Source organism: Aquamicrobium zhengzhouense (assembly GCF_016124105.1).
GTDB classification, from domain to species: Bacteria; Pseudomonadota; Alphaproteobacteria; order Rhizobiales; family Rhizobiaceae; genus Aerobium; species Aerobium zhengzhouense.
In genome coordinates this window covers 16,787-34,484 of the sequence record NZ_JADGMQ010000008.1, presented here as the reverse complement: position 1 = coordinate 34,484, position 17,698 = coordinate 16,787, and the positions used below count along the sequence as shown (strand labels likewise).

General features: G+C 58.6%; 23 protein-coding genes. 13 read left to right on the top strand and 10 right to left on the bottom strand.

The features are described 5' to 3' along the window. Nucleotides 1-5: 5 nt before the first annotated feature. Both cobS and IOD40_RS12235 read right to left on the bottom strand, forming a co-directional pair. Entirely contained in the window at nt 6-986 is a 981-nt protein-coding gene (gene cobS, locus IOD40_RS12240) for a cobaltochelatase subunit CobS (RefSeq protein ID WP_198476829.1), read from the bottom strand. An 83-nt stretch (nt 987-1,069) separates the two neighbouring features. Further along, nucleotides 1,070-1,687, bottom strand: a complete 618-nt coding sequence (locus IOD40_RS12235) for a J domain-containing protein (protein WP_198476828.1) — start codon at nt 1,685-1,687, stop codon at nt 1,070-1,072. Between the two features lie 142 nt (nt 1,688-1,829). Here IOD40_RS12235 and IOD40_RS12230 point away from each other — a divergent pair, with 142 nt between their 5' ends. After that, complete coding sequence (locus IOD40_RS12230) at nt 1,830-2,132, top strand: BolA family protein (RefSeq protein WP_198476827.1); 303 nt, start codon at nt 1,830-1,832, stop codon at nt 2,130-2,132. A gap of 6 nt (nt 2,133-2,138) precedes the next feature. Here IOD40_RS12230 and IOD40_RS12225 read toward each other — a convergent pair whose 3' ends face one another. The 3 genes from IOD40_RS12225 to IOD40_RS12215 are packed head-to-tail and all read right to left on the bottom strand — an operon-like array spanning nt 2,139 to nt 4,755. Continuing rightward, nucleotides 2,139-3,026 carry a transporter associated domain-containing protein gene (locus IOD40_RS12225; RefSeq protein WP_198476826.1) on the bottom strand — a complete coding sequence of 296 codons (888 nt, stop codon included), beginning with the start codon at nt 3,024-3,026 and terminating at the stop codon, nt 2,139-2,141. After that, nucleotides 3,023-4,153 carry a 3-dehydroquinate synthase gene (gene aroB, locus IOD40_RS12220; protein WP_198476825.1) on the bottom strand — a complete coding sequence of 377 codons (1,131 nt, stop codon included), beginning with the start codon at nt 4,151-4,153 and terminating at the stop codon, nt 3,023-3,025. The genes IOD40_RS12225 and aroB overlap by 4 nt, the downstream gene beginning before the upstream one ends. Then, complete coding sequence (locus IOD40_RS12215) at nt 4,150-4,755, bottom strand: shikimate kinase (RefSeq protein WP_198476824.1); 606 nt, start codon at nt 4,753-4,755, stop codon at nt 4,150-4,152. The genes aroB and IOD40_RS12215 overlap by 4 nt, the downstream gene beginning before the upstream one ends. 140 nt (nt 4,756-4,895) lie before the next feature. On the opposite strand from IOD40_RS12215, the gene IOD40_RS20070 reads away from it, so the two are divergent. After that, nucleotides 4,896-5,045 (top strand): histidine kinase, encoded by a 150-nt coding sequence (locus IOD40_RS20070; RefSeq protein WP_233713967.1) that lies wholly within the window; start codon nt 4,896-4,898, stop codon nt 5,043-5,045. A gap of 414 nt (nt 5,046-5,459) precedes the next feature. Here the strand turns inward: IOD40_RS20070 and IOD40_RS12210 are convergent, their stop codons facing one another. The 3 genes from IOD40_RS12210 to IOD40_RS12200 all read right to left on the bottom strand — a co-directional run bounded on the left by IOD40_RS12210 (nt 5,460) and on the right by IOD40_RS12200 (nt 7,675). Then, nucleotides 5,460-6,422 carry a sensor histidine kinase gene (locus tag IOD40_RS12210; RefSeq protein WP_198476823.1) on the bottom strand — a complete coding sequence of 321 codons (963 nt, stop codon included), beginning with the start codon at nt 6,420-6,422 and terminating at the stop codon, nt 5,460-5,462. A gap of 180 nt (nt 6,423-6,602) precedes the next feature. Next, nucleotides 6,603-6,770, bottom strand: a complete 168-nt coding sequence (locus IOD40_RS12205) for a DUF1328 domain-containing protein (protein WP_198476822.1) — start codon at nt 6,768-6,770, stop codon at nt 6,603-6,605. A gap of 113 nt (nt 6,771-6,883) precedes the next feature. Next, nucleotides 6,884-7,675, bottom strand: coding sequence for a response regulator (locus tag IOD40_RS12200; RefSeq protein ID WP_198476821.1), 792 nt, complete (start codon nt 7,673-7,675; stop codon nt 6,884-6,886). Nucleotides 7,676-7,889: 214 nt separating this feature from the next. Between IOD40_RS12200 and IOD40_RS12195 the strand changes: the two genes are divergently transcribed. Together IOD40_RS12195 and IOD40_RS12190 are read left to right on the top strand one after the other, a co-directional pair. After that, complete coding sequence (locus tag IOD40_RS12195; protein ID WP_198476820.1) at nt 7,890-8,096, top strand: NepR family anti-sigma factor; 207 nt, start codon at nt 7,890-7,892, stop codon at nt 8,094-8,096. A 2-nt stretch (nt 8,097-8,098) separates the two neighbouring features. Next, the gene (locus IOD40_RS12190) at nt 8,099-8,662 is read left to right on the top strand and encodes a sigma-70 family RNA polymerase sigma factor (protein ID WP_198476819.1); all 564 of its coding nucleotides are present in this window, start codon (nt 8,099-8,101) and stop codon (nt 8,660-8,662) included. Here IOD40_RS12190 and IOD40_RS12185 read toward each other — a convergent pair. Then, on the bottom strand, nt 8,640-9,035 hold the full coding sequence (locus tag IOD40_RS12185) for a response regulator (protein ID WP_233713966.1): 396 nt from the start codon (nt 9,033-9,035) through the stop codon (nt 8,640-8,642). The two genes, IOD40_RS12190 and IOD40_RS12185, sit on opposite strands and share 23 nt — an antisense overlap. A 202-nt stretch (nt 9,036-9,237) precedes the next feature. Here IOD40_RS12185 and IOD40_RS12180 point away from each other — a divergent pair, with 202 nt between their 5' ends. The 3 genes from IOD40_RS12180 to IOD40_RS12170 all read left to right on the top strand — a co-directional run bounded on the left by IOD40_RS12180 (nt 9,238) and on the right by IOD40_RS12170 (nt 10,296). After that, complete coding sequence (locus IOD40_RS12180; RefSeq protein ID WP_198476818.1) at nt 9,238-9,576, top strand: DUF883 family protein; 339 nt, start codon at nt 9,238-9,240, stop codon at nt 9,574-9,576. A 5-nt stretch (nt 9,577-9,581) separates the two neighbouring features. Beyond that, nucleotides 9,582-10,040, top strand: coding sequence for a hypothetical protein (locus IOD40_RS12175; RefSeq protein ID WP_198476817.1), 459 nt, complete (start codon nt 9,582-9,584; stop codon nt 10,038-10,040). A gap of 64 nt (nt 10,041-10,104) precedes the next feature. Then, complete coding sequence (locus IOD40_RS12170; protein ID WP_198476816.1) at nt 10,105-10,296, top strand: hypothetical protein; 192 nt, start codon at nt 10,105-10,107, stop codon at nt 10,294-10,296. On the opposite strand, the gene IOD40_RS12165 is transcribed toward IOD40_RS12170, so the two are convergent. After that, the gene (locus IOD40_RS12165) at nt 10,289-11,197 is read right to left on the bottom strand and encodes a diacylglycerol/lipid kinase family protein (protein WP_198476815.1); all 909 of its coding nucleotides are present in this window, start codon (nt 11,195-11,197) and stop codon (nt 10,289-10,291) included. The two genes, IOD40_RS12170 and IOD40_RS12165, sit on opposite strands and share 8 nt — an antisense overlap. Nucleotides 11,198-11,379: 182 nt before the next feature. Here IOD40_RS12165 and IOD40_RS12160 point away from each other — a divergent pair, with 182 nt between their 5' ends. The 6 genes from IOD40_RS12160 to IOD40_RS12135 all read left to right on the top strand — a co-directional run bounded on the left by IOD40_RS12160 (nt 11,380) and on the right by IOD40_RS12135 (nt 17,685). Further along, complete coding sequence (locus IOD40_RS12160; protein WP_198476814.1) at nt 11,380-12,372, top strand: PRC-barrel domain-containing protein; 993 nt, start codon at nt 11,380-11,382, stop codon at nt 12,370-12,372. Between the two features lie 212 nt (nt 12,373-12,584). Then, nucleotides 12,585-13,520: a VOC family protein gene (locus tag IOD40_RS12155; protein ID WP_198476813.1), complete on the top strand. Its 936-nt coding sequence runs from the start codon at nt 12,585-12,587 to the stop codon at nt 13,518-13,520. A 2-nt stretch (nt 13,521-13,522) separates the two neighbouring features. Then, nucleotides 13,523-14,155, top strand: a complete 633-nt coding sequence (locus IOD40_RS12150) for an alpha/beta hydrolase (RefSeq protein WP_198476812.1) — start codon at nt 13,523-13,525, stop codon at nt 14,153-14,155. Then, nucleotides 14,145-14,441, top strand: coding sequence for a GNAT family N-acetyltransferase (locus tag IOD40_RS12145; protein WP_198476811.1), 297 nt, complete (start codon nt 14,145-14,147; stop codon nt 14,439-14,441). The genes IOD40_RS12150 and IOD40_RS12145 overlap by 11 nt, the downstream gene beginning before the upstream one ends. 59 nt (nt 14,442-14,500) lie before the next feature. Beyond that, nucleotides 14,501-16,348 (top strand): sensor histidine kinase, encoded by a 1,848-nt coding sequence (locus IOD40_RS12140; protein ID WP_198476810.1) that lies wholly within the window; start codon nt 14,501-14,503, stop codon nt 16,346-16,348. Beyond that, nucleotides 16,345-17,685, top strand: a complete 1,341-nt coding sequence (locus IOD40_RS12135; protein ID WP_198476809.1) for a sigma-54-dependent transcriptional regulator — start codon at nt 16,345-16,347, stop codon at nt 17,683-17,685. Before IOD40_RS12140 ends, IOD40_RS12135 begins: the two co-directional genes overlap by 4 nt. The last annotated feature ends 13 nt before the right edge of the window (nt 17,686-17,698 follow it).

Here is a 17,698-nt window from a genome sequence, read left to right as displayed (position 1 = left end):
ACGACTTAACCCAGCACTACGTTCGCTGCGCTTTCCGGCAATTCCTCGCCGAATGCGCGCTGGTAGAACTCGGCGACGGTTGCCCGCTCGAGTTCGTCGCACTTGTTCAGGAAGGTCAGGCGGAAAGCAAAACCGACATCGTTGAAGATTTCGGCGTTTTCCGACCACATGATCACCGTGCGGGGGCTCATGACCGTGGACAGATCGCCATTGATGAAGGCGGAGCGGGTCATGTCGGCCACGCGCACCATCTTGTTGACGATGTCGCGACCCTTCTCGTCGCGGAAGTGCTTGGCTTTCGCCAGGATGATCTCGACTTCCTTGTCATGCGGCAGATAGTTCAAGGTCGTAACGATCGACCAACGGTCCATCTGCGCTTGGTTGATCTGCTGCGTGCCGTGGTAGAGGCCGGTCGTGTCGCCAAGACCGACAGTGTTGGCAGTCGCAAACAGGCGGAATGCCGGGTGCGGGCGAATGACGCGGCTCTGATCAAGAAGCGTCAGGCGTCCAGATGATTCCAGCACCCGCTGAATCACGAACATCACATCTGGACGGCCAGCATCGTACTCGTCGAAAACGAGAGCGACATTGTTCTGGTAAGCCCAGGGAAGAATACCGTCCTTGAATTCGGTGACCTGCATGCCGTCCTTGACGACGATGGCATCCTTGCCGACCAGATCGATACGCGAGACGTGGCTGTCGAGGTTGATACGAACGCACGGCCAGTTGAGGCGCGCGGCAACCTGCTCGATGTGGGTCGACTTACCCGTGCCGTGGAAACCCGAGACCATCACGCGGCGGTTGTAGGCAAAGCCTGACAGGATCGCGAGCGTCGTCTGACGGTCGAACAGGTAATCCGGGTCAATGTCCGGAACGTGCTCGGACGTCTTCGAGTAGGCCGGAACGACCATCGAAGAATCAAAGCCGAACGTATCTTTCACCGATACAGTTGTGTCAGGCAGGTTGGCGATGTCGCGATCGGCCATGATGTTCAAGTCTCCACACGCGGAAGCGGGTATTCCGCCAGCAAATTCAAATTTTCCGGAGGCGTATCTAGCAGACGGGGGACCTAACACAAACCTGCTTGTTTGAGCACGCGGTAGGCTTGCAGCACATCGCGCAACCGGTCTTCTGAGCCTCTATCGCCACCATTCGCATCAGGGTGATGAAGTTTTACGAGCTCCTTATAGCGCGCCTTTATGTCCGCGCTAGTCGCCTTGGCGTCGAGGCCTAGTGTTTCCATCGCCTTGGCCTCAAGCGTTTTCAGCTTGCGTTCGCGAGGCTTGGCGACAGGCGCCTCCTCGTTGAACATGCCGAAGGGATCGCGCACGCGGTTGTAATAGCCAGCTGCGCCAGACCGCTTTTGCGAGGGGGTCTGAGAAAAGGCAGCCGCAGCATTGGCACCCATCTTCCATGTCGGGCGGTGACCGGTCAGCGCTTCTTTCTGGAAGCGCGCTATGTCGGAATCCGGCACCCCGGAGAAATAATTGAAGCCCTTGTTATATTCGCGAACGTGATCGAAGCAGAACTTGAAGTACTCGCCCTCACGCATACGGCCGACAGGTGCACGATGCGTGCCCGGCTCAGAACATCCGTCCCACTGGCAGAGGGGCGCATGCGCCTTCGTCTCCGCCTTGCGGTCCGGGCGAATCCTGATCTTGTCGAAATATTTCGAGTTCGGTTTCATACAGTCCAGATGAGAATTGGTCCGGCGATTATGAGCCGTTCGCACTTCGATACAAGAATTGACATTTGCGGGATCATCGCCCAACCGCGTGAATCGACCATCCCGGTCGCGCGTACGCCTCATATGGTGAAAGGAACCTGCCTTGTCCATCCAGTCGACGATAGAAGCCAAGCTCGCGGCGGAGTTTTCTCCCGAGCGCCTTGAGGTTCTCAACGAAAGCCACCTCCATGCCGGACATCATCATGGCGGCTCGGACCATCACGCCTCGTTCGACGGCACCGGGGAAACGCATTTCCGTGTCCGCATCGTCACATCCGCCTTCGATGGGCTGAGCAGGATCGACCGGCACCGCGCAGTCAACGCGCTTCTGGCCGCCGAACTCGACTCGGGCGTGCACGCTCTCGCTATCGAGGCTGCGGCACCGGGCGAAAAGACGCGCTGGTAACGGCCCTCAGGCCTTGTCAGCAGGCCTGATCCGAATGCGCGTAATGCGGTTCTTTTCCCGCTTCATGACGATGAAGCGCTTGCCGTGGAAGGTGAAAGCCTGACGCTCGCGCGGAATGGTTTGGGTCTCGTGAATGACGAGACCCGCAATAGTCGTCGCCTCTTCGTCGGGAAGGTGCCAGTCCAGAGCGCGATTAAGGTCACGGATTGGGACGGAGCCTTCTACCACCACAGAGCCGTCCGCTTCCTGCCGCACGCCCTGCACGCTAACGTCATGCTCGTCTGCGATATCGCCGACGATCTCCTCGATGATATCTTCGAGCGTCACCAGACCCTGCACCTCGCCATATTCGTCCACGACGATGGCGAAATGAGCGTTGCGGCGCAAAAACGCGCTCAGCTGGTCCTGAAGTATCGTCGTATCAGGGACGAACCACGGCTTGCTCGCAACCTTCAGAATATCGATGCGCGAGTAATCGTTCTCGGCGTCTATCAGCGCCCGGAGCAGATCCTTCGAGTGCACGACGCCGACGATGTTCTCCTTCGAGTTCCGCCAGATTGGCATGCGTGTGTGCGGACTTTGCAAAATTTCACGCACCACGATTTCCGGGGGAAGATCTGCTTCCACTGCCCGCATATCGGTGCGGTGGACCATCACGTCAGAGACTTCCAGCTCCGCAAGCTCGGAAATACCGCTGGCGCGGGTTGGTCTTGAAGCCGCTCCGTTGCGCTCCGCATCAAACTGCACCTCCCCATTCCCCTCGGGGTTGCTGCCGTTCCGATCCGCTTTTCGAAGTTCATAACCACATAAAGCCAGCAATTGACGATGCAGCAGCGCCGCGATCACCAGCAGCGCGAGCGGACCAAACGTCAGAGCGACTTCATATGCTTTCATGCGGCTTCCGCGTGCAACGTGGTTTGGAGGAATGAAAGAACTTCGGAAGGTGGGACGTCGCGCGCGACAAATGACTGCCCGATTCCCTTCGTGAGGATAAACGTCAGGGCCCCGCGTGACACCTTCTTGTCCTGGGCAATGAAGTCGAGCATACGCTCTGCGCCAGGAAGCTCCCCGGGAATTTCCAGCGGCGAGATCGGCAACCCGACTGCGCGAAGATGCGCCTCCACACGAAGTGCATCATCCATCGAGCAAAGATTCAGCCGGCTCGAAAACCGGTGAGCCAGTGCCATCCCGATCGCAACGCCCTCGCCATGAACCAGCCGGGATCCGTCATATTGGGTCGCAGCCTCAAAGGCGTGTCCGAAAGTGTGCCCAAGATTGAGTAGCGCGCGATCCCCCTTTTCAAACTCGTCGCGCGCGACGACCTCAGCCTTGGCACGGCAGGATTCTGCGATCGCATGCGTTCGAGCATCACCACCCGCAAACACGTCGCGCCAATTAGCCTCAAGCCAGGCAAAAAAATCGGGACGATCAATCAGGCCGTATTTCGCGACTTCGGCATAGCCAGCGCGGAATTCGCGCTCCGGCAGGGTGTCCAACACCGTCGTGTCAGCCAGTACCAGCGAAGGCTGCTGGAAGACGCCGACGAGATTCTTCCCGCGCTGCGTGTTGATACCGGTCTTGCCGCCGACGGACGAATCCACCTGCGCTAACAGCGATGTCGGCATCTGGACGAACTTCATACCCCGACGCACAATGCCGGAGACAAATCCGGCAAGGTCTCCGACAACACCGCCTCCGAGAGCGACGACGACATCTCCACGCTCAAGCTTGGCTGCGATCACCTCATCAACGACGCGCTCAAGCGTGGCAAAATTCTTCGATTTTTCTCCGGGCGCCACGGTGATGGTGGCCGCCTCTATCCCGGCTTGTTCGAGGCTGGCAGAAAGCGTCGCTGCATGGGCAGCAGCGACATTCTCATCCGTAACGATCGCCGCACGCGCCTTTGGCAGCCGCTCGGCGATCCGGGTGCCAGCAGTGGCCAAAAGGTCGGGACCGATCAAGATGTCATAGCTGCGCGTACCAAGATCGACGCGCACCTGGCGCTGCTGTGCTGAAATCATGCCGAAGTTCCATTGTCTTTGACGGCTGCGCCAACGTCTTGAAGGTGGGCAAGCAAGGCTTCCAAGGTTTCAGCCGTGATGATTTCACGTCGCGCATCTCGTGTCTGTACGTGAATGTCGGCCAGCGCGTAGAACGGGTATCTGTCGTCCATCAGCTTCTGCATCACGCCGCGCGGGTCGGGATTCTTGAGCAGGGGACGATTCTGCCTCTTGGACACCCGTTCCATCAAGGTATCGAGGTCCGCCTTAAGCCATATCGAGATACCGTGCGCTGATATCGCGGCACGCGTCTGGGCATTCATGTAGGCTCCGCCGCCGGTAGAAACGACACGCGGGCCTTCTTGCAGGAGCCGCTCAATGACGCGCTGCTCGAGAGCGCGGAACTCCGGTTCCCCATATTTTTCAAATAGATCGGGCACGGTCATGCAGGAGACCGACTCAATCTCATGGTCGCTGTCGATGAAGGGCAGTTGCAACCCAGCAGCCACTTTTCGGCCGATTGCTGTTTTCCCAGCACCCATCAAGCCGACGAACACGATGACGCGACGGCCAAGAAGTCCGCGGATCGATTCTGCGATGTCCGGATGTGCCTGCTCTGTCATGCTCTCCGCCTTTTAAGGCGGGTAACACATGAAAAGGCGAAGCTCGTCAAGCATCGGGTTCCACACCCCAACCCTTGCAATGGCGGATTGAGGGTTCCATAACGGCACAGTTAGATCATGATCTCAGGTACCTGCCCCTGATGCCCACTCTTTTCCGGTTCCTTACGACCCTGGCTGTACTCGCCGCGCTTATCTACGGCGCGATGTACGCCGTGGTCCTTTATGTGGAACCCAATAAGGGAGAGATGACAGTGCGGATCCCGGCGGAGCGGTTAAATCAAGCTCGTTGAAACGCTCGGATCAGCTTGGTGAAAAAGCTGCGCAACATTTGCCAGCGCGCTTTGGTGGTAGCCTCGCGAGTAGCACCGGCCCGGTGATCGGCCATTGCCAGACGGGCCGCGCGGTGAATGTGATGCATTTGAAAACTCATCGCCATCCTCACCGAATGTCGTTCCACTGCGATGCTACACTCGCCCCGGCCTTGCGTCAAAAAAGATACGTAAGTGTGGAACCAGTTCCGGGGCCCCGCGTTTATTGAGCAGACGGTCCCGCTACGTGCTAAGCCCCCTCTGAACGCCCCCCCAAATGGCACGTAGCGGGATTGTCAACATCCCGAACAATCAGATCTGAAAAAGCTCGCAACGACGAGGGTCGCGCGAGCGAAAACTGCGTTTTTCGAAGGAGCAGTGAGCGGCTATGTCAACTCAGCTCTCGAAGTTGCCGCCTGGAACTTCCAGTCGATAGTCGAGACGGTTTTCGCCGACTTCCAGTTTGGCTCTTCCATCGAGGGACATCGGCACGACGCGCTCAAGCGCTACGCTGCCGAACCGTGGTTCGGAATGCATGTCGCGGGCGTCTGTACTCTCACGCCACTGGATGACGAGTGACGGTGTCCCGTCTACTGCCGTCTGATTGATTTCACTGGTCAACACGACATCGCCATTCGGCCGCGAAAGCGCCCCATGGCTGAGCGAATTTACCACGAGTTCGTGTAAAGCAAGCCCGATATGGAGGGCAGCGTTCGGGTTCAGATAGACATCGGGACCTTGAAAGCGGACCTCCGTCCCTGAGCCGTTGAGGAAGCGGTCCACCTGCCCCTCTACCAGTTCGCTCAACATCGCGCCGCGCCAGTTGGAGGATGTCACCAGATCCTGCGACGATGCGAGTGACTGGAGACGGCCGCGAAAGCGATCCAGAAACATCTCGATACCGCTGGAATATCGCCCTGTCTGTGATGCGATCGCCTGGATGATGGCCAGAAGGTTCTTGGAGCGATGGCTCACCTCCCGCAACAGGGTCTGAAGGGTCTGTTCGCGGTTCTTTCGTTCGGTGACGTCAACAATGGTGGTGACAACGCCCTGAATGAGGTTCTCGTCGTCGCGGTCCGCATCGATCCACATGTCGTACCACCGCGCACCTACCGCGTTGCGGTCGCGAAACTCCATCGTCTCTTGGATACCTGTGGCGAGGACGGATCGTTTCAACTCAAGAGCGCGCTCAGCAACCAGCGCCGGCATAAACTCGCCGTCGCTGCGCCCGGAAACGTCTCCGCTCGACCATTTTTCGGGAATATTCTGCGCCCACCGAACGCGAAGGTCCGGTGTCTGGTAGATGACAATAATTCCCGTGTTGCGCAGAGCACGCAGTAGACCGCGTCTTACTTCCACACTCGCACCCCGCTCATGTGATCACCGATCGTAGGTATCGCGCAAGCGAGTAAACGAACAGTGCTTCGCGCTGGTTCCACGGCATAATGACAACTCCAGCGGCGGAGCGCGCTTGAGGGGGATGCGCGCTCCGCCCTCTTCATACCACGACAGGAAATTGCCGCGGGTGAAGCGGTTTCCCTATCCTGCACGGCGCATCAGGCCGGCGATCAGTGATATGACCAAGAAGACCAAGAAGATGAAGAACAGGATCTGCGCGATCCCCGCGGAAGCGCCGGCAATCCCGCCAAAGCCCAGCGCGCCGGCGATGATGGCCACGACAAAAAATACCAATGTCCAGTAGAGCATGACCTATCTCCTTGCTGTGTGTACGAAAACGCGGCCGTTCGGCGTTGGTTCCGCCACGGGCCGCGATACGCAATCAGGCCGCGCGAAGCGACCTGATCATGAACTGGATGAAATTAGGCTGCTGCGGCCTGCCGATCAAAGAACAGGGCTTGGCTGATGAGCGCTTTGACCATGTCTGGATTAAAGGGCTTCGTAACAAGGAAAGCAGGCTCAGGACGTTCGCCAGTCAGCAGTCTCTCGGGGAAGGCCGTGATGAAAATGACCGGTACGGGTGAGACAGCAAGCATCTCATTAACGGCGTCGATGCCCGACGACCCGTCAGCCAGTTGAATATCCGCAAGAACCATTTTCGGACGGGCAGTCGAGAACATGGCAACGGCTTCCTTATGAGTACGCGCCGTTCCCACCACCCGGTGTCCCAGGCTCTCAACCATCTCTTCGATGTCCATCGCGATCAGAGGCTCATCCTCGATGATCATAATGTCGGTAGCGACCTGTCGCGAGATTTCTTCGCTTGCTTCAGCAAGCAAGGACGCAAACTCAGCCCCGTCGACGTCAAGAACTTCGGCAGCTTCGCTCTCCGAGAATCCTTCTACGGCCACGAGCAGGAATGCTTGGCGGGGCAGTGGCGACAGCGCGGCGAGATTTGCGGATGCGCGTCCCTCCCAGCCGGCCTGAGAATTGTCCTCGGGAACTCGCACATTCACGGACGAAAAGAGCTTTGTGAAAATGCGGTATAATGAAATGCGATCGCTGGTGAGCTCTGGAAAGACGCTCACGTCTGCAATGATGGCCTCAAGCGTCGCGGCGACCAATGTATCACCACTCGATTGAGAGCCTGTCACGGCGCGCGAAAAACGCCTCAGATACGGTAGATGCGGCGCAATTCGTGCTGAAAGGCTCATAGGTATCGTCTCCCTCAATGACGCATGACCGGTCCGAAAAGCGGACCCACAGCGAAACAAACGCCAAACCGAGAAAAAAGTTCCTCGTCGAATGGAACGATAGTGCATATTCCGCGTTTCCTGCGCAAACCCGTCTCGGGAAAAGCGTGTCCTATGGCACATCGCGTTGGGACGGGTGAAGGAAAATCGAGCTAGGGGGGCATAAAGAACCTGTATGAAATCCAACACCTTGGCGGCCGATGAAGGCCGCAATCAACCTGCAAAGAAGGGCGATCCGCTCGGGCCCAATTCCGAAATCGGACGCAAGCTCAAGCAGTATTATGATGATCTAGTCTCCGAGGAAGTTCCTGATCGTTTCGCAGATCTTCTGCGTCAACTGGATGAACGCTCTCAGCCGCAGTCGGCTCGCGACGGAGAATAGTCATGACTCAGGCCATTGCCGGCGACGGCTCCAGCTTCAAGACCGGGTTACTTGGCTGCATCCCGAATCTTCGGGCGTTCGCCATGTCACTCTCTCAAAACGCCGATAAAGCCGACGACCTCGTACAAGAGACCCTTGTAAAGGCGTGGGACAAGCAAAGTTCGTTCCAGCCGGGCACCAATCTCAAGGCGTGGGTGTTCACGATTTTGCGCAACGAATTCTATTCGCAGATGCGCAAGCGTGGCCGCGAGGTACAGGACAGCGACGGCATCATGACCGAGCGAATGGCAGTGCATCCCAGCCAGCACGGTTCGCTCGATCTCGGCGATTTTCGTTCAGCGCTTGAAAAGCTGCCGGAGGACCAGCGTGAAGCGATCATCCTGATAGGCGCCTCTGGCTTTTCGTACGAGGAAGCCGCCACAATCTGCGGCGTCGCCGTCGGTACGATCAAGAGCCGGGTAAGCCGTGCCCGCAGCAGGCTTCAGGAGATGCTGGGCGTGGTGGGCGAAGCTGATTATGGCCCGGACGCGATTTCATCCCAGGTCATGGGGACGAGCGCGGCGTAAGCGCCCCATCAGGCTCCAGAACCGTTTTCAGGGCGGTGACGACCGCGTTTCCTGAATACGGCTTGGCCACAACCGGAACGCCAGGAAAATCGGCGAACATCTGGCGGTCATCCGCGTGCCCGGTAGCAAAAACGAACGGGATGCCGTTCTGGCGCAACAGGTGGGCGAAATCGAAGGTCGGCCGGCCTTCAATCATGACGTCAATGACGGCAGCGTCGTAATCCATCTGGCGTTCGGTAGCCTGATCAAAACTACGAGCGATGGTGACGTGTTCAGCTCCGCTTTGCCGGCACATGTCTTCCACGTCCATTGCAATGAGCATCTCGTCTTCCAGAACGAGGATGCGCAAACCATCCAGCGAATTGTTTATCAAGCAGCGCCCTCCATCGATCAAGAAGCTTTGGCGTATACGCAGTTGTTTGTCACCGGCAACATGCATTACGCTAGGTAAAGACTAGGGCTGACTTGATCCGCTCCAAAAAGAACTAACGCTTAAATTTGTGTTCCCGTGTCGCGTGGAACCCCGACTTCACCAGTGCGTTACCTGATCTGTTAGCAGTCACGGGAGTCTGAATATGGCAGTAACACCAAGGGCGGGCGCCGGCGGCGTCGACGATTTCACCACCGGCTCACCGGCGGATCTCGAGGCAGAGATCAAAAGGCTGCGAGAAGATGTAGCCAAGCTCGCCGACCAACTTGCCAAGACCAGCGAGCATACCTATTCCGCCGCGCGCCGCGTTGCCAGCGAAGGCGCAGATCATCTGCGCGCGAAAGGCGAAGCTGCGGTCGACGCGATCCGCTCAAACGCAAGCGATATCGAAGAGCAGATTTCGGACGCCGTGCGCGAAAAGCCAATCACTGCGCTCGCTATAGCAGCCGGCATCGGCTACCTCCTCGCAGTCCTGCGCCGCTAGTCGACATGCTGGCATCGCTGATTACAGGTCTTGTTTCCGGAGAAGCTGCCGAGACCGCGGGCCGGATACGCCGGGCCGTGGTGGCATATCTGATCGCCGCGGCCTTGATGGCGGCAGGCCTCGTCTTTCTCCTTATTGCGGCGTTCGTTGTCGCAGCGCGTGAGTTCGGCGTCGTTAAGGCTGCGCTCGGGTTCGCTGCCGTTTTCATCATCGGTGCCGCAATCATCGTGATAGTCCATCGTGTCGCGGCGCGATCGAAAGCGAAATTGGCGGCAAAAAGGCGTCAGAGCGAAATTACGGCAGTTGTGGGTGCAGCGGCCGTGGCGATGATCCCTACCCTTCTCGCCGGCGGCAAAGGGCGGTCGTCGCTGGCCTTGCTCGCTCCTGCTCTTGCTGGGCTGGGTTGGGCTGTCTGGCGAGAGAACTCGCGCGGGCGCAGGAATTTGGGCGATATGCGCGACTAGGCAGGAACAACACACAGATCCAAACATTGCTCCGGGAGATCAATCACCTCCCGGAGCTTTTTCTATGGAAAAGAAGATAGACGGAAATCGAGCGCGACAGGGCCGCAGCGGATGGCCCGTGCTGGTCGTCCTCATCTGCGCGCTGATCCTGGTAGCAATCGGCTGGTGGGCTGTAGAAATTTACGGCGAGTCCATTGAGCCTGAAAATCCGATCGGCGAAACCCCAACCGAACAGGTACCCGCAAACCCTAGCTGATTTCGCCTTGCGAAGGAGCCAGGACATTGAGCGCGCCCGGATGGATTTCCAGGCGCGTCACTGTCTCCAGCGGGCAAATCTCGCCGTCTATCGCACATCCATAGCGTTCGTGCCTCGACAGCAGGCGTAGCGAGACTTTCTTCGCTTGCAAGACTTCAATCGTGTCGATCGCCTTCCACCGCCCAAGGCCGACCTGGATTGCCATCCGAAATATGTCACCCGGCTTGCGCGCTCGTGTGACATAGACCCCCAGCACGCCACCATCTGGGTCATCGGCATACGGAAGATGCCCTTCACCAAAGATATTGTTGCTGATGCCTATCCCCGCCGTCTTGCGCCGGATCCGGACGCCATCCAGCTCCATTTCCACTTTGAGGCGCGGCGGCTTGAACATGGCCTTCCAACCAGCGCGAAGCGATGCCCAGATCTTGCCTAGGCGGGAACCAAATACGTGGCTTTCGCGGATCCGAATAACCTTGGCGTGAAGGCCCACGGAGAACTGGTGGATGAAAAAGCGGCCGTTTGCAGAGGCAAGATCGACCCTGCGGATTTGACCATCTGCAAACGAAACCACCGCCTGGCTGAGATTTTGCGGAATACCGAGACTGCGCGCGAACAGGTTCATGGTCCCCGCCGGTAGAATGGCGAGCGCTTTATCCGATCCCTTCATCCGGCTGGCGGCAGCAGAGATCGAGCCATCGCCGCCTCCCACCATGACGACGTCGCAATCGCTTGCGAGCGCATTGTCGAGGCGGCGCTCAAGCTCTGCACCTTCGATAACTGAAACGTCTACCTGATGGCCAGCGGCCTGGAGCACTGCGCGCAACTCGCTCTCGAACTGCTCGAGATCAAGTGTCCGCAGCGTACCGCCATCCCTGTTCAGTATGATTTGGAACTTCATCCGCCAGCAACGTGAGCATGATGGTTTCGTTCCTGAGGAGCCGGGAAACGATTGATCTAATGCGGAACCTCATCGGGAGGTCGGCGTTGTCGACGGGTGAAGGCCGCGCCCCGGGCCTCCCTCTGCGAAAAGTTTGGCCGGGGCACGGTCGTGCAAAAGAACATGCACAAGGAGACACTAACATGATCCGCAATCTTTTGGCGACTACTGCAATTGCAACGCTCGTAGCCACCGGTGCCTACGCTCAGACGACGACAACGACTGAACCAACGATGCAGACGGAACAGGCCGCACCTCAGGTCAAACACGCTGAAGGCCATCTCGCCAGCAATCTGATCGGTGAGACCGTCTACAACGGTACCGGCGATGATGCCGAGAACATTGGCAGCGTGACCGATATGGTGATCTCAAATCAGGGCCAGATTGAAGCGCTTGTTGTCGGTGTCGGCGGCTTCCTCGGGATTGGCCGTAAGGACGTAGCTCTCGAATTCAGCGTTGCTGAATGGGCCGAACGTGATGGCGACGAATGGCTCGTAATTCCGACGAACCGTGAGGCCCTTGAAGCGCTTCCTGAGTTTGATCGCTCTGCCTTCACTCCTCAGGATGCGAACGCTGAAGTGGGCAACACCACCCCGGCTACCGGGCAGGACATCGGTGTAGCAGCGACGGGTGCTGGCGCGGCAGCGACTGCCCCGACAAATGATACGACGGCAACTGCTCCGGCCGTTACTGCACCAGCAACGACGACGGACACTACCTCCTATAACACTGCTGCTAACGACACTGTTGTTACTGATACCGATGATACTGCAACTGCCGCAATTGACCGCTCGACGCTGAATGAAGTCGATGCAGGCACGATGAGCGCCGACAACATCATCGGGACCACGGTTTACGGTGCCAATGATGAAAACGTCGGTGAAATCAGCGACGTTCTTCTGTCCCAGGACGGCGGGGTCGATGCGGTTATTATTGACGTCGGCGGCTTCCTTGGCATCGGACAAAAGTCCGTCGCAGTGAGCATGGAAAACCTCGCCTTTATGGCCGATGGAGATGCCAACCACTATCTCTACACGTCCATGACAAAGGAGCAGCTCGAAGCCCAGCCGGAATATGATGAAGGCACTTTTGCCGAGAATCGTGACGGCCAGCTTCTGGTAGTCCCCGCACAGTAATTTCTTTCAGGCGGACCTGAGGCGGGCTTGCATCTTCGGATGCGAGCCCGTTTCCGTTCCGGGATCAAGACCCTCGAATTGAACAGCGCAGCCACCATCGTTCAATTTTTAAGAACAGTCCTTAGCGTCCCTACGAGCTTTCCCCGCGAGCAGATTAAAAGACATATGGATGTGAAAGCCGCATCAGGCGGTGCTTAGAAAAGGAGCCGATCATGCTCGAACAGATCAAGGGCCTTCATCACGTCACATCGCTTGCTCGCGACGCTGCGGCGAACAATGACTTTTTCACGCACAAGCTGGGGCTGCGCCGCATCAAGAAGACCGTCAATTTCGATGCGCCTGACGTCTACCACCTCTACTACGGTGACGAGGTTGGAACGCCTGGCTCCGTAATGACATATTTCCCGTTCCCCCACGCGGCACGTGGCCGTCAAGGAACCGGTGAAGTGGGTGTGACCGCCTTTTCAGTGCCAAACGGCACGCTTCGTTATTGGGAGCAGCGACTTGCTGACCAAGGCGTCACCAATGTGCGCCCGCAAGAGCGGTTCGGCGAGAAGCGCCTGGCATTTGACGGTCCCGATGGTGACGGGTTTGTACTCGTGGAAGCTGCCGAGGATGGACGGGCACCGTGGACCAATGGCGGCGTAGGCACCGATGAAGCTATTCGCGGTTTCCATTCGGTGTCGATGCGGCTGCAGGATGCCGATGCGACCGCCGAGCTTTTGAAGTTCATGAATTACGAGGAAGTGGAGAAGGCGGGGAACGTCCGCCGCTTCGCTGTCAGGGGAGCGGGTAACGGAGCCAATTACGTCGACCTCGAAACCCTGCCGATGGTCAATCATGGTCGCCAGGGTGCGGGCTCGGTCCACCACGTCGCGTTTGCGGTTGAAAATCGGGAGAAGCAGCTCGAAGTCCGCAAGGCGTTGATGGATACGGGCTACCAGGTAACGCCTGTCATTGACCGGGATTACTTCTGGGCGATCTACTTCCGCACGCCCGGCGGCATCCTATTCGAAATTGCCACCAACGAACCGGGTTTTGATCGCGACGAGGACACCGCGCATCTCGGCGAAGCTCTCAAGCTTCCCACGCAGCACGAGCATTTGCGCAGCTTCCTTGAGAGCCACCTCCAGCCGCTAGGGGAATGACCATGGCCATCGACAACTACACCTACAAGCAGACCGCCGGGGAAACCGGCGGGCCTTTGCTCTTCGTGTTCCATGGCACCGGCGCAGATGAAAATCAGTTCCTCAGCATCGGACGCCATCTTGCGCCGGATGCGACCATCGTCGCCCCGCGCGGGGACGTTTCGGAATTTGGCGCTGCTCGCTACTTTCGCCGCACCGGTGAAGGCGTTTACGACATGGCTGACCTCGCGCGCGCGACGGAGAAGATGCTGGCTTTCGTCGAAGCACACCGCGCCGAAATAAAGCCTTCATCGGTTCTGGGTCTCGGTTACTCGAACGGCGCGAACATCCTTGCCTCCGCGATCTTCGCGCAGCCAGGCCTGTTCGACGCCGCCGTCCTGATGCACCCACTGATCCCGTTCGAACCGAAGGTGGAAGGAACGCTGGCCGATACGAGGATACTGATGACGGCCGGTCGTCACGATCCGATTTGCCCCGCGCCCCAGACGCAGCGCCTGGAATCCGATTTCGGGCGACATGGCGCGATCGTTGAAACAATATGGCACGACGGCGGACATGAAGTCCGTCCGGTAGAGATGGAAGCAGCCCAGCGCTTCCTGGCCTCCAGCGGAGCGAGACAGAGTGATGACAGGTGATTTACCGATCGAGCTTGAACTGACCGGCACCAAGGGGCGGTATCTGGTGAAAGGACCGGACGGCGCTGAAGCCGAGATGACCTACACCAGCATCGGCGAAAGCCAGATTATCATCGACCACACCATGGTCCCTGATGCGTTCCGAGGCCAAGGTATCGGCGCTCGGCTGGTAGCGAGGGCCGTAGAGGACGCGCGCGCTGCCGGGAAGACAATTTTGCCGCTATGCCCGTTTGCAGCCGCACAGTTCCAGCGTCATCCTGAATGGGCGGACGTGCTCAAGCATTAGGCATTCGACACCGCGACAAATCCGGCGTTATGATCATTTCGGGAGGAACGACATAACGCATGAACCGGAACCGGCGGCGACATCTGATCATCCTGGGGGCAGTCGCGTTCGCCCTTTGCCTGCTGATCGCCAGCTTTGGACATCGTTATGCTACCGCGGGCTACCTCGACGAAGCTGCCGCCCGCGGCAGCAACACGCTGGGGCTTGCGGTCACCGCGTTGCGTGGGCAGCTCGCCCGATACGAGAAGCTGCCGGAACTGATCGCAGACGATCCCGACATCAAGCAGCTTGTTGCGAATCCTCAAGACCGTACAAAGGTCGATGAGATCAACCTGTTCCTCAAACAGATCAATTCGCTGCTCGAATCGTCCGACATCTATGTGATGCTCACGGACGGGGTCACACTTGCTGCATCTAACTTCGATCAAAGCCCGACCTTCATCGGAGAAAACTTCAGTTATCGCCCGTATTTCAGCGACGCGCTCGATGGTGGGAAGGGCCGCTTCTTCGCGCTTGGCACAACATCCTTTAAACGCGGCTATTATTTCGGCGCCCCGATTGTAACCGATCAGCGTGTCTCCGGTGTCGTCGTCTTCAAGGTGGACATAGACGCCATCGAGAGCAGCTGGCGGGGAAGTGACTATGAGATCATCGTCACCGATCCCGAGGGCATTGTCTTCATGTCCGGCCGCCAGGACTGGCTCTTCACTGCCATCCAGCCGCTGACGCCTGACCGGCTTGCCCGAACCGTGGCGACACGTCGCTACGCAAATGCGGAGCTTCGCGAACTCCCCGTAGTCCGGAGCCAGTCGCAAGACGGGCATGACCTTCTCACCATCACGGGTGCAGAGGGACAGCGACAATATCTGGCGGTCACCGAGTTGATGCCCGAGGCCGATTGGACCGTGAAGGTCCTACTCGATACCGCATCCGTCCGCACGCAGGTGCTCACAACCATCGCAGCACTGGTCCTTCTGGTGGCCCTTGGAGCAATGGGCTTTGCCGTCTGGCTTGAGCGCCGTGCCCGGCTGGCGGAACGGCTTCAGGTACAGCGTGAAGCGCAGGAAGAGCTCGAGCAGCGGGTTGCGGAACGCACCGCTGATCTTGCGGACGTAAACCAACTCCTCCAGGCTGAAGTTGCAGAGCGGCGCGCAACCGAGCGGGTTCTTCGGAAGACGCAATCAGATCTTGTCCAGGCGGGAAAGCTTGCAGCACTAGGCCAAATGGCCGCCGCTCTCTCGCACGAATTCAATCAACCGCTGGCCGCGACCCGAACCTATGCCGACAACGCAGCTCAATTCATCGAGCGCGGGCGACTGGACGAAGCCGGAGACGCCGTCCAACGCATCGCCAGCTTGACGGAGCGGATGGCGTCAATCAGCCGGCATCTGCGCAACTTTGCGCGCAAGCCGAATGAGAAACTGGGACCGGTCCTGCTCGACGACATTGTCAACGCAACGCTCGAGATCGTTGGCTGGAGGCTAAAAGCTGCCGATGCTGCTCTTACACTCGACCTCGGCAGCGAGCCCTTATGGGTGAAGGCGGGAACGGTCCGTCTGCAACAGGTGCTGGTAAACGTCATCTCCAATGCGGCCGACGCAATCGAAGGCACCAAAGACCGTACCATCACCCTTTCGGCGCAGCGCGCAGAGCCGGACAAAATTTCAATCACCGTACGAGATCACGGTCCCGGGGTGCCGGAAGCGATAGCCGGGCGGATCTTCGACCCGTTTTTCACGACAAAGGGCGTCGGAAAGGGCCTCGGGCTGGGGCTTTCAATTTCTTACAACATCGCCAAGGATTTCGGAGGCACCCTGTCCGTCGAACAGCACCACGAGGGCGGCACCATCGCGACTATTATCCTCCAGGAAGATGAGGCCTCGTCATCCCGCGAGGCTGCAGAATGAAGCAGCCGTCAGTTCTCCTGGTGGATGACGAGGAAGACATCCGCCGTTCCACCCGCCAGTCGCTTGAGCTGGCCGGTTTCGATGTTCAGGAGGTAGTGTCCGCCGAAGCCGCGCTTGACCTTGTTACTCCCGGTTTTGCCGGTGTCATTGTCAGCGACATCCGCATGCCGGGCATGGACGGCATGACGCTTCTCACCAAGATCCGCGACATTGACGCGGATGTCCCGGCAATTCTCGTAACTGGCCACGGTGACGTGCAACTGGCAGTAAGGGCCATGCGCGAGGGTGCCTACGATTTTATCGAGAAACCCTTCTCCGGTCAGCAACTGGCAGACGTGGTGGCCCGGGCGCTCGACCGGCGCAGCCTCGTCCTCGAAAACCGCCTGCTGCGCGCCGCTGCCGGAAAGCGCGATGACGTCGAAACTCGCCTTCCGGGACGGTCGCAAGCGATGATCGACCTGCGCTACCGGCTAAGAGCTGTCGCAGGCACCGATGCTGACGTTCTCATCGTCGGCGATACCGGCGTCGGCAAGGAAGTCGCAGCTAGAGCCCTCCACGATATCAGCCGCCGCGCGGATCGGCCCTTCGTCGTCATCAACTGTGCCGCCCTTCCTGAAAACCTCATCGAGAGCGAGTTATTCGGCCACGAGGCTGGCGCATTTCCCGGCGCAATCCGCGCGCGTTACGGCAAGTTCGAGCATGCACGCGACGGCACGATTTTGCTCGACGAGATCGGCCAGATGCCGCTCGACCTTCAGGCGAAATTGCTCCGCGTGATTGAAGATCGGGTTATCGTCCGGCTTGGCTCCAACGAGCCGATCCCACTTGATCTTCGCTTCGTCGCAACAAGCCAGGTGGATCTTGAAGAGGAAGTGGCCGCAGGGCGATTTCGAGCCGATCTCTTCTACCGGCTCAATGTGGTGACCCTCAAGGTGCCACCGTTAGCGGCACGGCGAGAGGATGTGCCGATACTTTTCCTTCAATTGTTGCGCGAGGCGGCCGGTCGCTACAGGCGCGAACCGCTCGAACCGCCAGCGCACGTCATTGAAGCGGTAACCCGGCGAAACTGGCCCGGCAATGTCCGCGAACTCCGCAATGCCGCTGACCGGTATGTACTGGGTCTGGGCATTGATGGTCTTGACCCTGCAGCCGGCGAGCAGCCCGGAATATCTTTGGCAGAACGCATGGCACGCTACGAAAAATCCGTAATTGCCAGCGCATTGCAGGCCCATGGCGGCTCTCTCAAACCGGTATATGAAGAGCTCGGCATTTCGAGAAAGACACTGTACGAGAAGATGCAACGCTACAAGCTGGATCGTCGTGACCACACGGACTAGCAGCTGATGTGTG

Excerpts from the sequence above, each read along its gene's own strand:
- IOD40_RS12150 (WP_198476812.1), top strand. The coding sequence starts at position 13,523 with ATGGCCATCGACAACTACACCTACAAGCAGACCGCCGGGGAAACCGGC.
- IOD40_RS20070 (WP_233713967.1), top strand. The coding sequence starts at position 4,896 with ATGCCCACTCTTTTCCGGTTCCTTACGACCCTGGCTGTACTCGCCGCG.
- IOD40_RS12195 (WP_198476820.1), top strand. The coding sequence starts at position 7,890 with ATGAAATCCAACACCTTGGCGGCCGATGAAGGCCGCAATCAACCTGCA.
- IOD40_RS12145 (WP_198476811.1), top strand. The coding sequence starts at position 14,145 with ATGACAGGTGATTTACCGATCGAGCTTGAACTGACCGGCACCAAGGGG.
- IOD40_RS12165 (WP_198476815.1), bottom strand. The coding sequence starts at position 11,197 with ATGAAGTTCCAAATCATACTGAACAGGGATGGCGGTACGCTGCGGACA.
- IOD40_RS12135 (WP_198476809.1), top strand. The coding sequence starts at position 16,345 with ATGAAGCAGCCGTCAGTTCTCCTGGTGGATGACGAGGAAGACATCCGC.
- IOD40_RS12225 (WP_198476826.1), bottom strand. The coding sequence starts at position 3,026 with ATGAAAGCATATGAAGTCGCTCTGACGTTTGGTCCGCTCGCGCTGCTG.
- IOD40_RS12235 (WP_198476828.1), bottom strand. The coding sequence starts at position 1,687 with ATGAAACCGAACTCGAAATATTTCGACAAGATCAGGATTCGCCCGGAC.
- IOD40_RS12180 (WP_198476818.1), top strand. The coding sequence starts at position 9,238 with ATGGCAGTAACACCAAGGGCGGGCGCCGGCGGCGTCGACGATTTCACC.
- IOD40_RS12140 (WP_198476810.1), top strand. The coding sequence starts at position 14,501 with ATGAACCGGAACCGGCGGCGACATCTGATCATCCTGGGGGCAGTCGCG.
- IOD40_RS12175 (WP_198476817.1), top strand. The coding sequence starts at position 9,582 with ATGCTGGCATCGCTGATTACAGGTCTTGTTTCCGGAGAAGCTGCCGAG.
- IOD40_RS12170 (WP_198476816.1), top strand. The coding sequence starts at position 10,105 with ATGGAAAAGAAGATAGACGGAAATCGAGCGCGACAGGGCCGCAGCGGA.
- IOD40_RS12160 (WP_198476814.1), top strand. The coding sequence starts at position 11,380 with ATGATCCGCAATCTTTTGGCGACTACTGCAATTGCAACGCTCGTAGCC.
- cobS (WP_198476829.1), bottom strand. The coding sequence starts at position 986 with ATGGCCGATCGCGACATCGCCAACCTGCCTGACACAACTGTATCGGTG.
- IOD40_RS12205 (WP_198476822.1), bottom strand. The coding sequence starts at position 6,770 with ATGCTCTACTGGACATTGGTATTTTTTGTCGTGGCCATCATCGCCGGC.
- IOD40_RS12200 (WP_198476821.1), bottom strand. The coding sequence starts at position 7,675 with ATGAGCCTTTCAGCACGAATTGCGCCGCATCTACCGTATCTGAGGCGT.
- aroB (WP_198476825.1), bottom strand. The coding sequence starts at position 4,153 with ATGATTTCAGCACAGCAGCGCCAGGTGCGCGTCGATCTTGGTACGCGC.
- IOD40_RS12190 (WP_198476819.1), top strand. The coding sequence starts at position 8,099 with ATGACTCAGGCCATTGCCGGCGACGGCTCCAGCTTCAAGACCGGGTTA.
- IOD40_RS12155 (WP_198476813.1), top strand. The coding sequence starts at position 12,585 with ATGCTCGAACAGATCAAGGGCCTTCATCACGTCACATCGCTTGCTCGC.
- IOD40_RS12215 (WP_198476824.1), bottom strand. The coding sequence starts at position 4,755 with ATGACAGAGCAGGCACATCCGGACATCGCAGAATCGATCCGCGGACTT.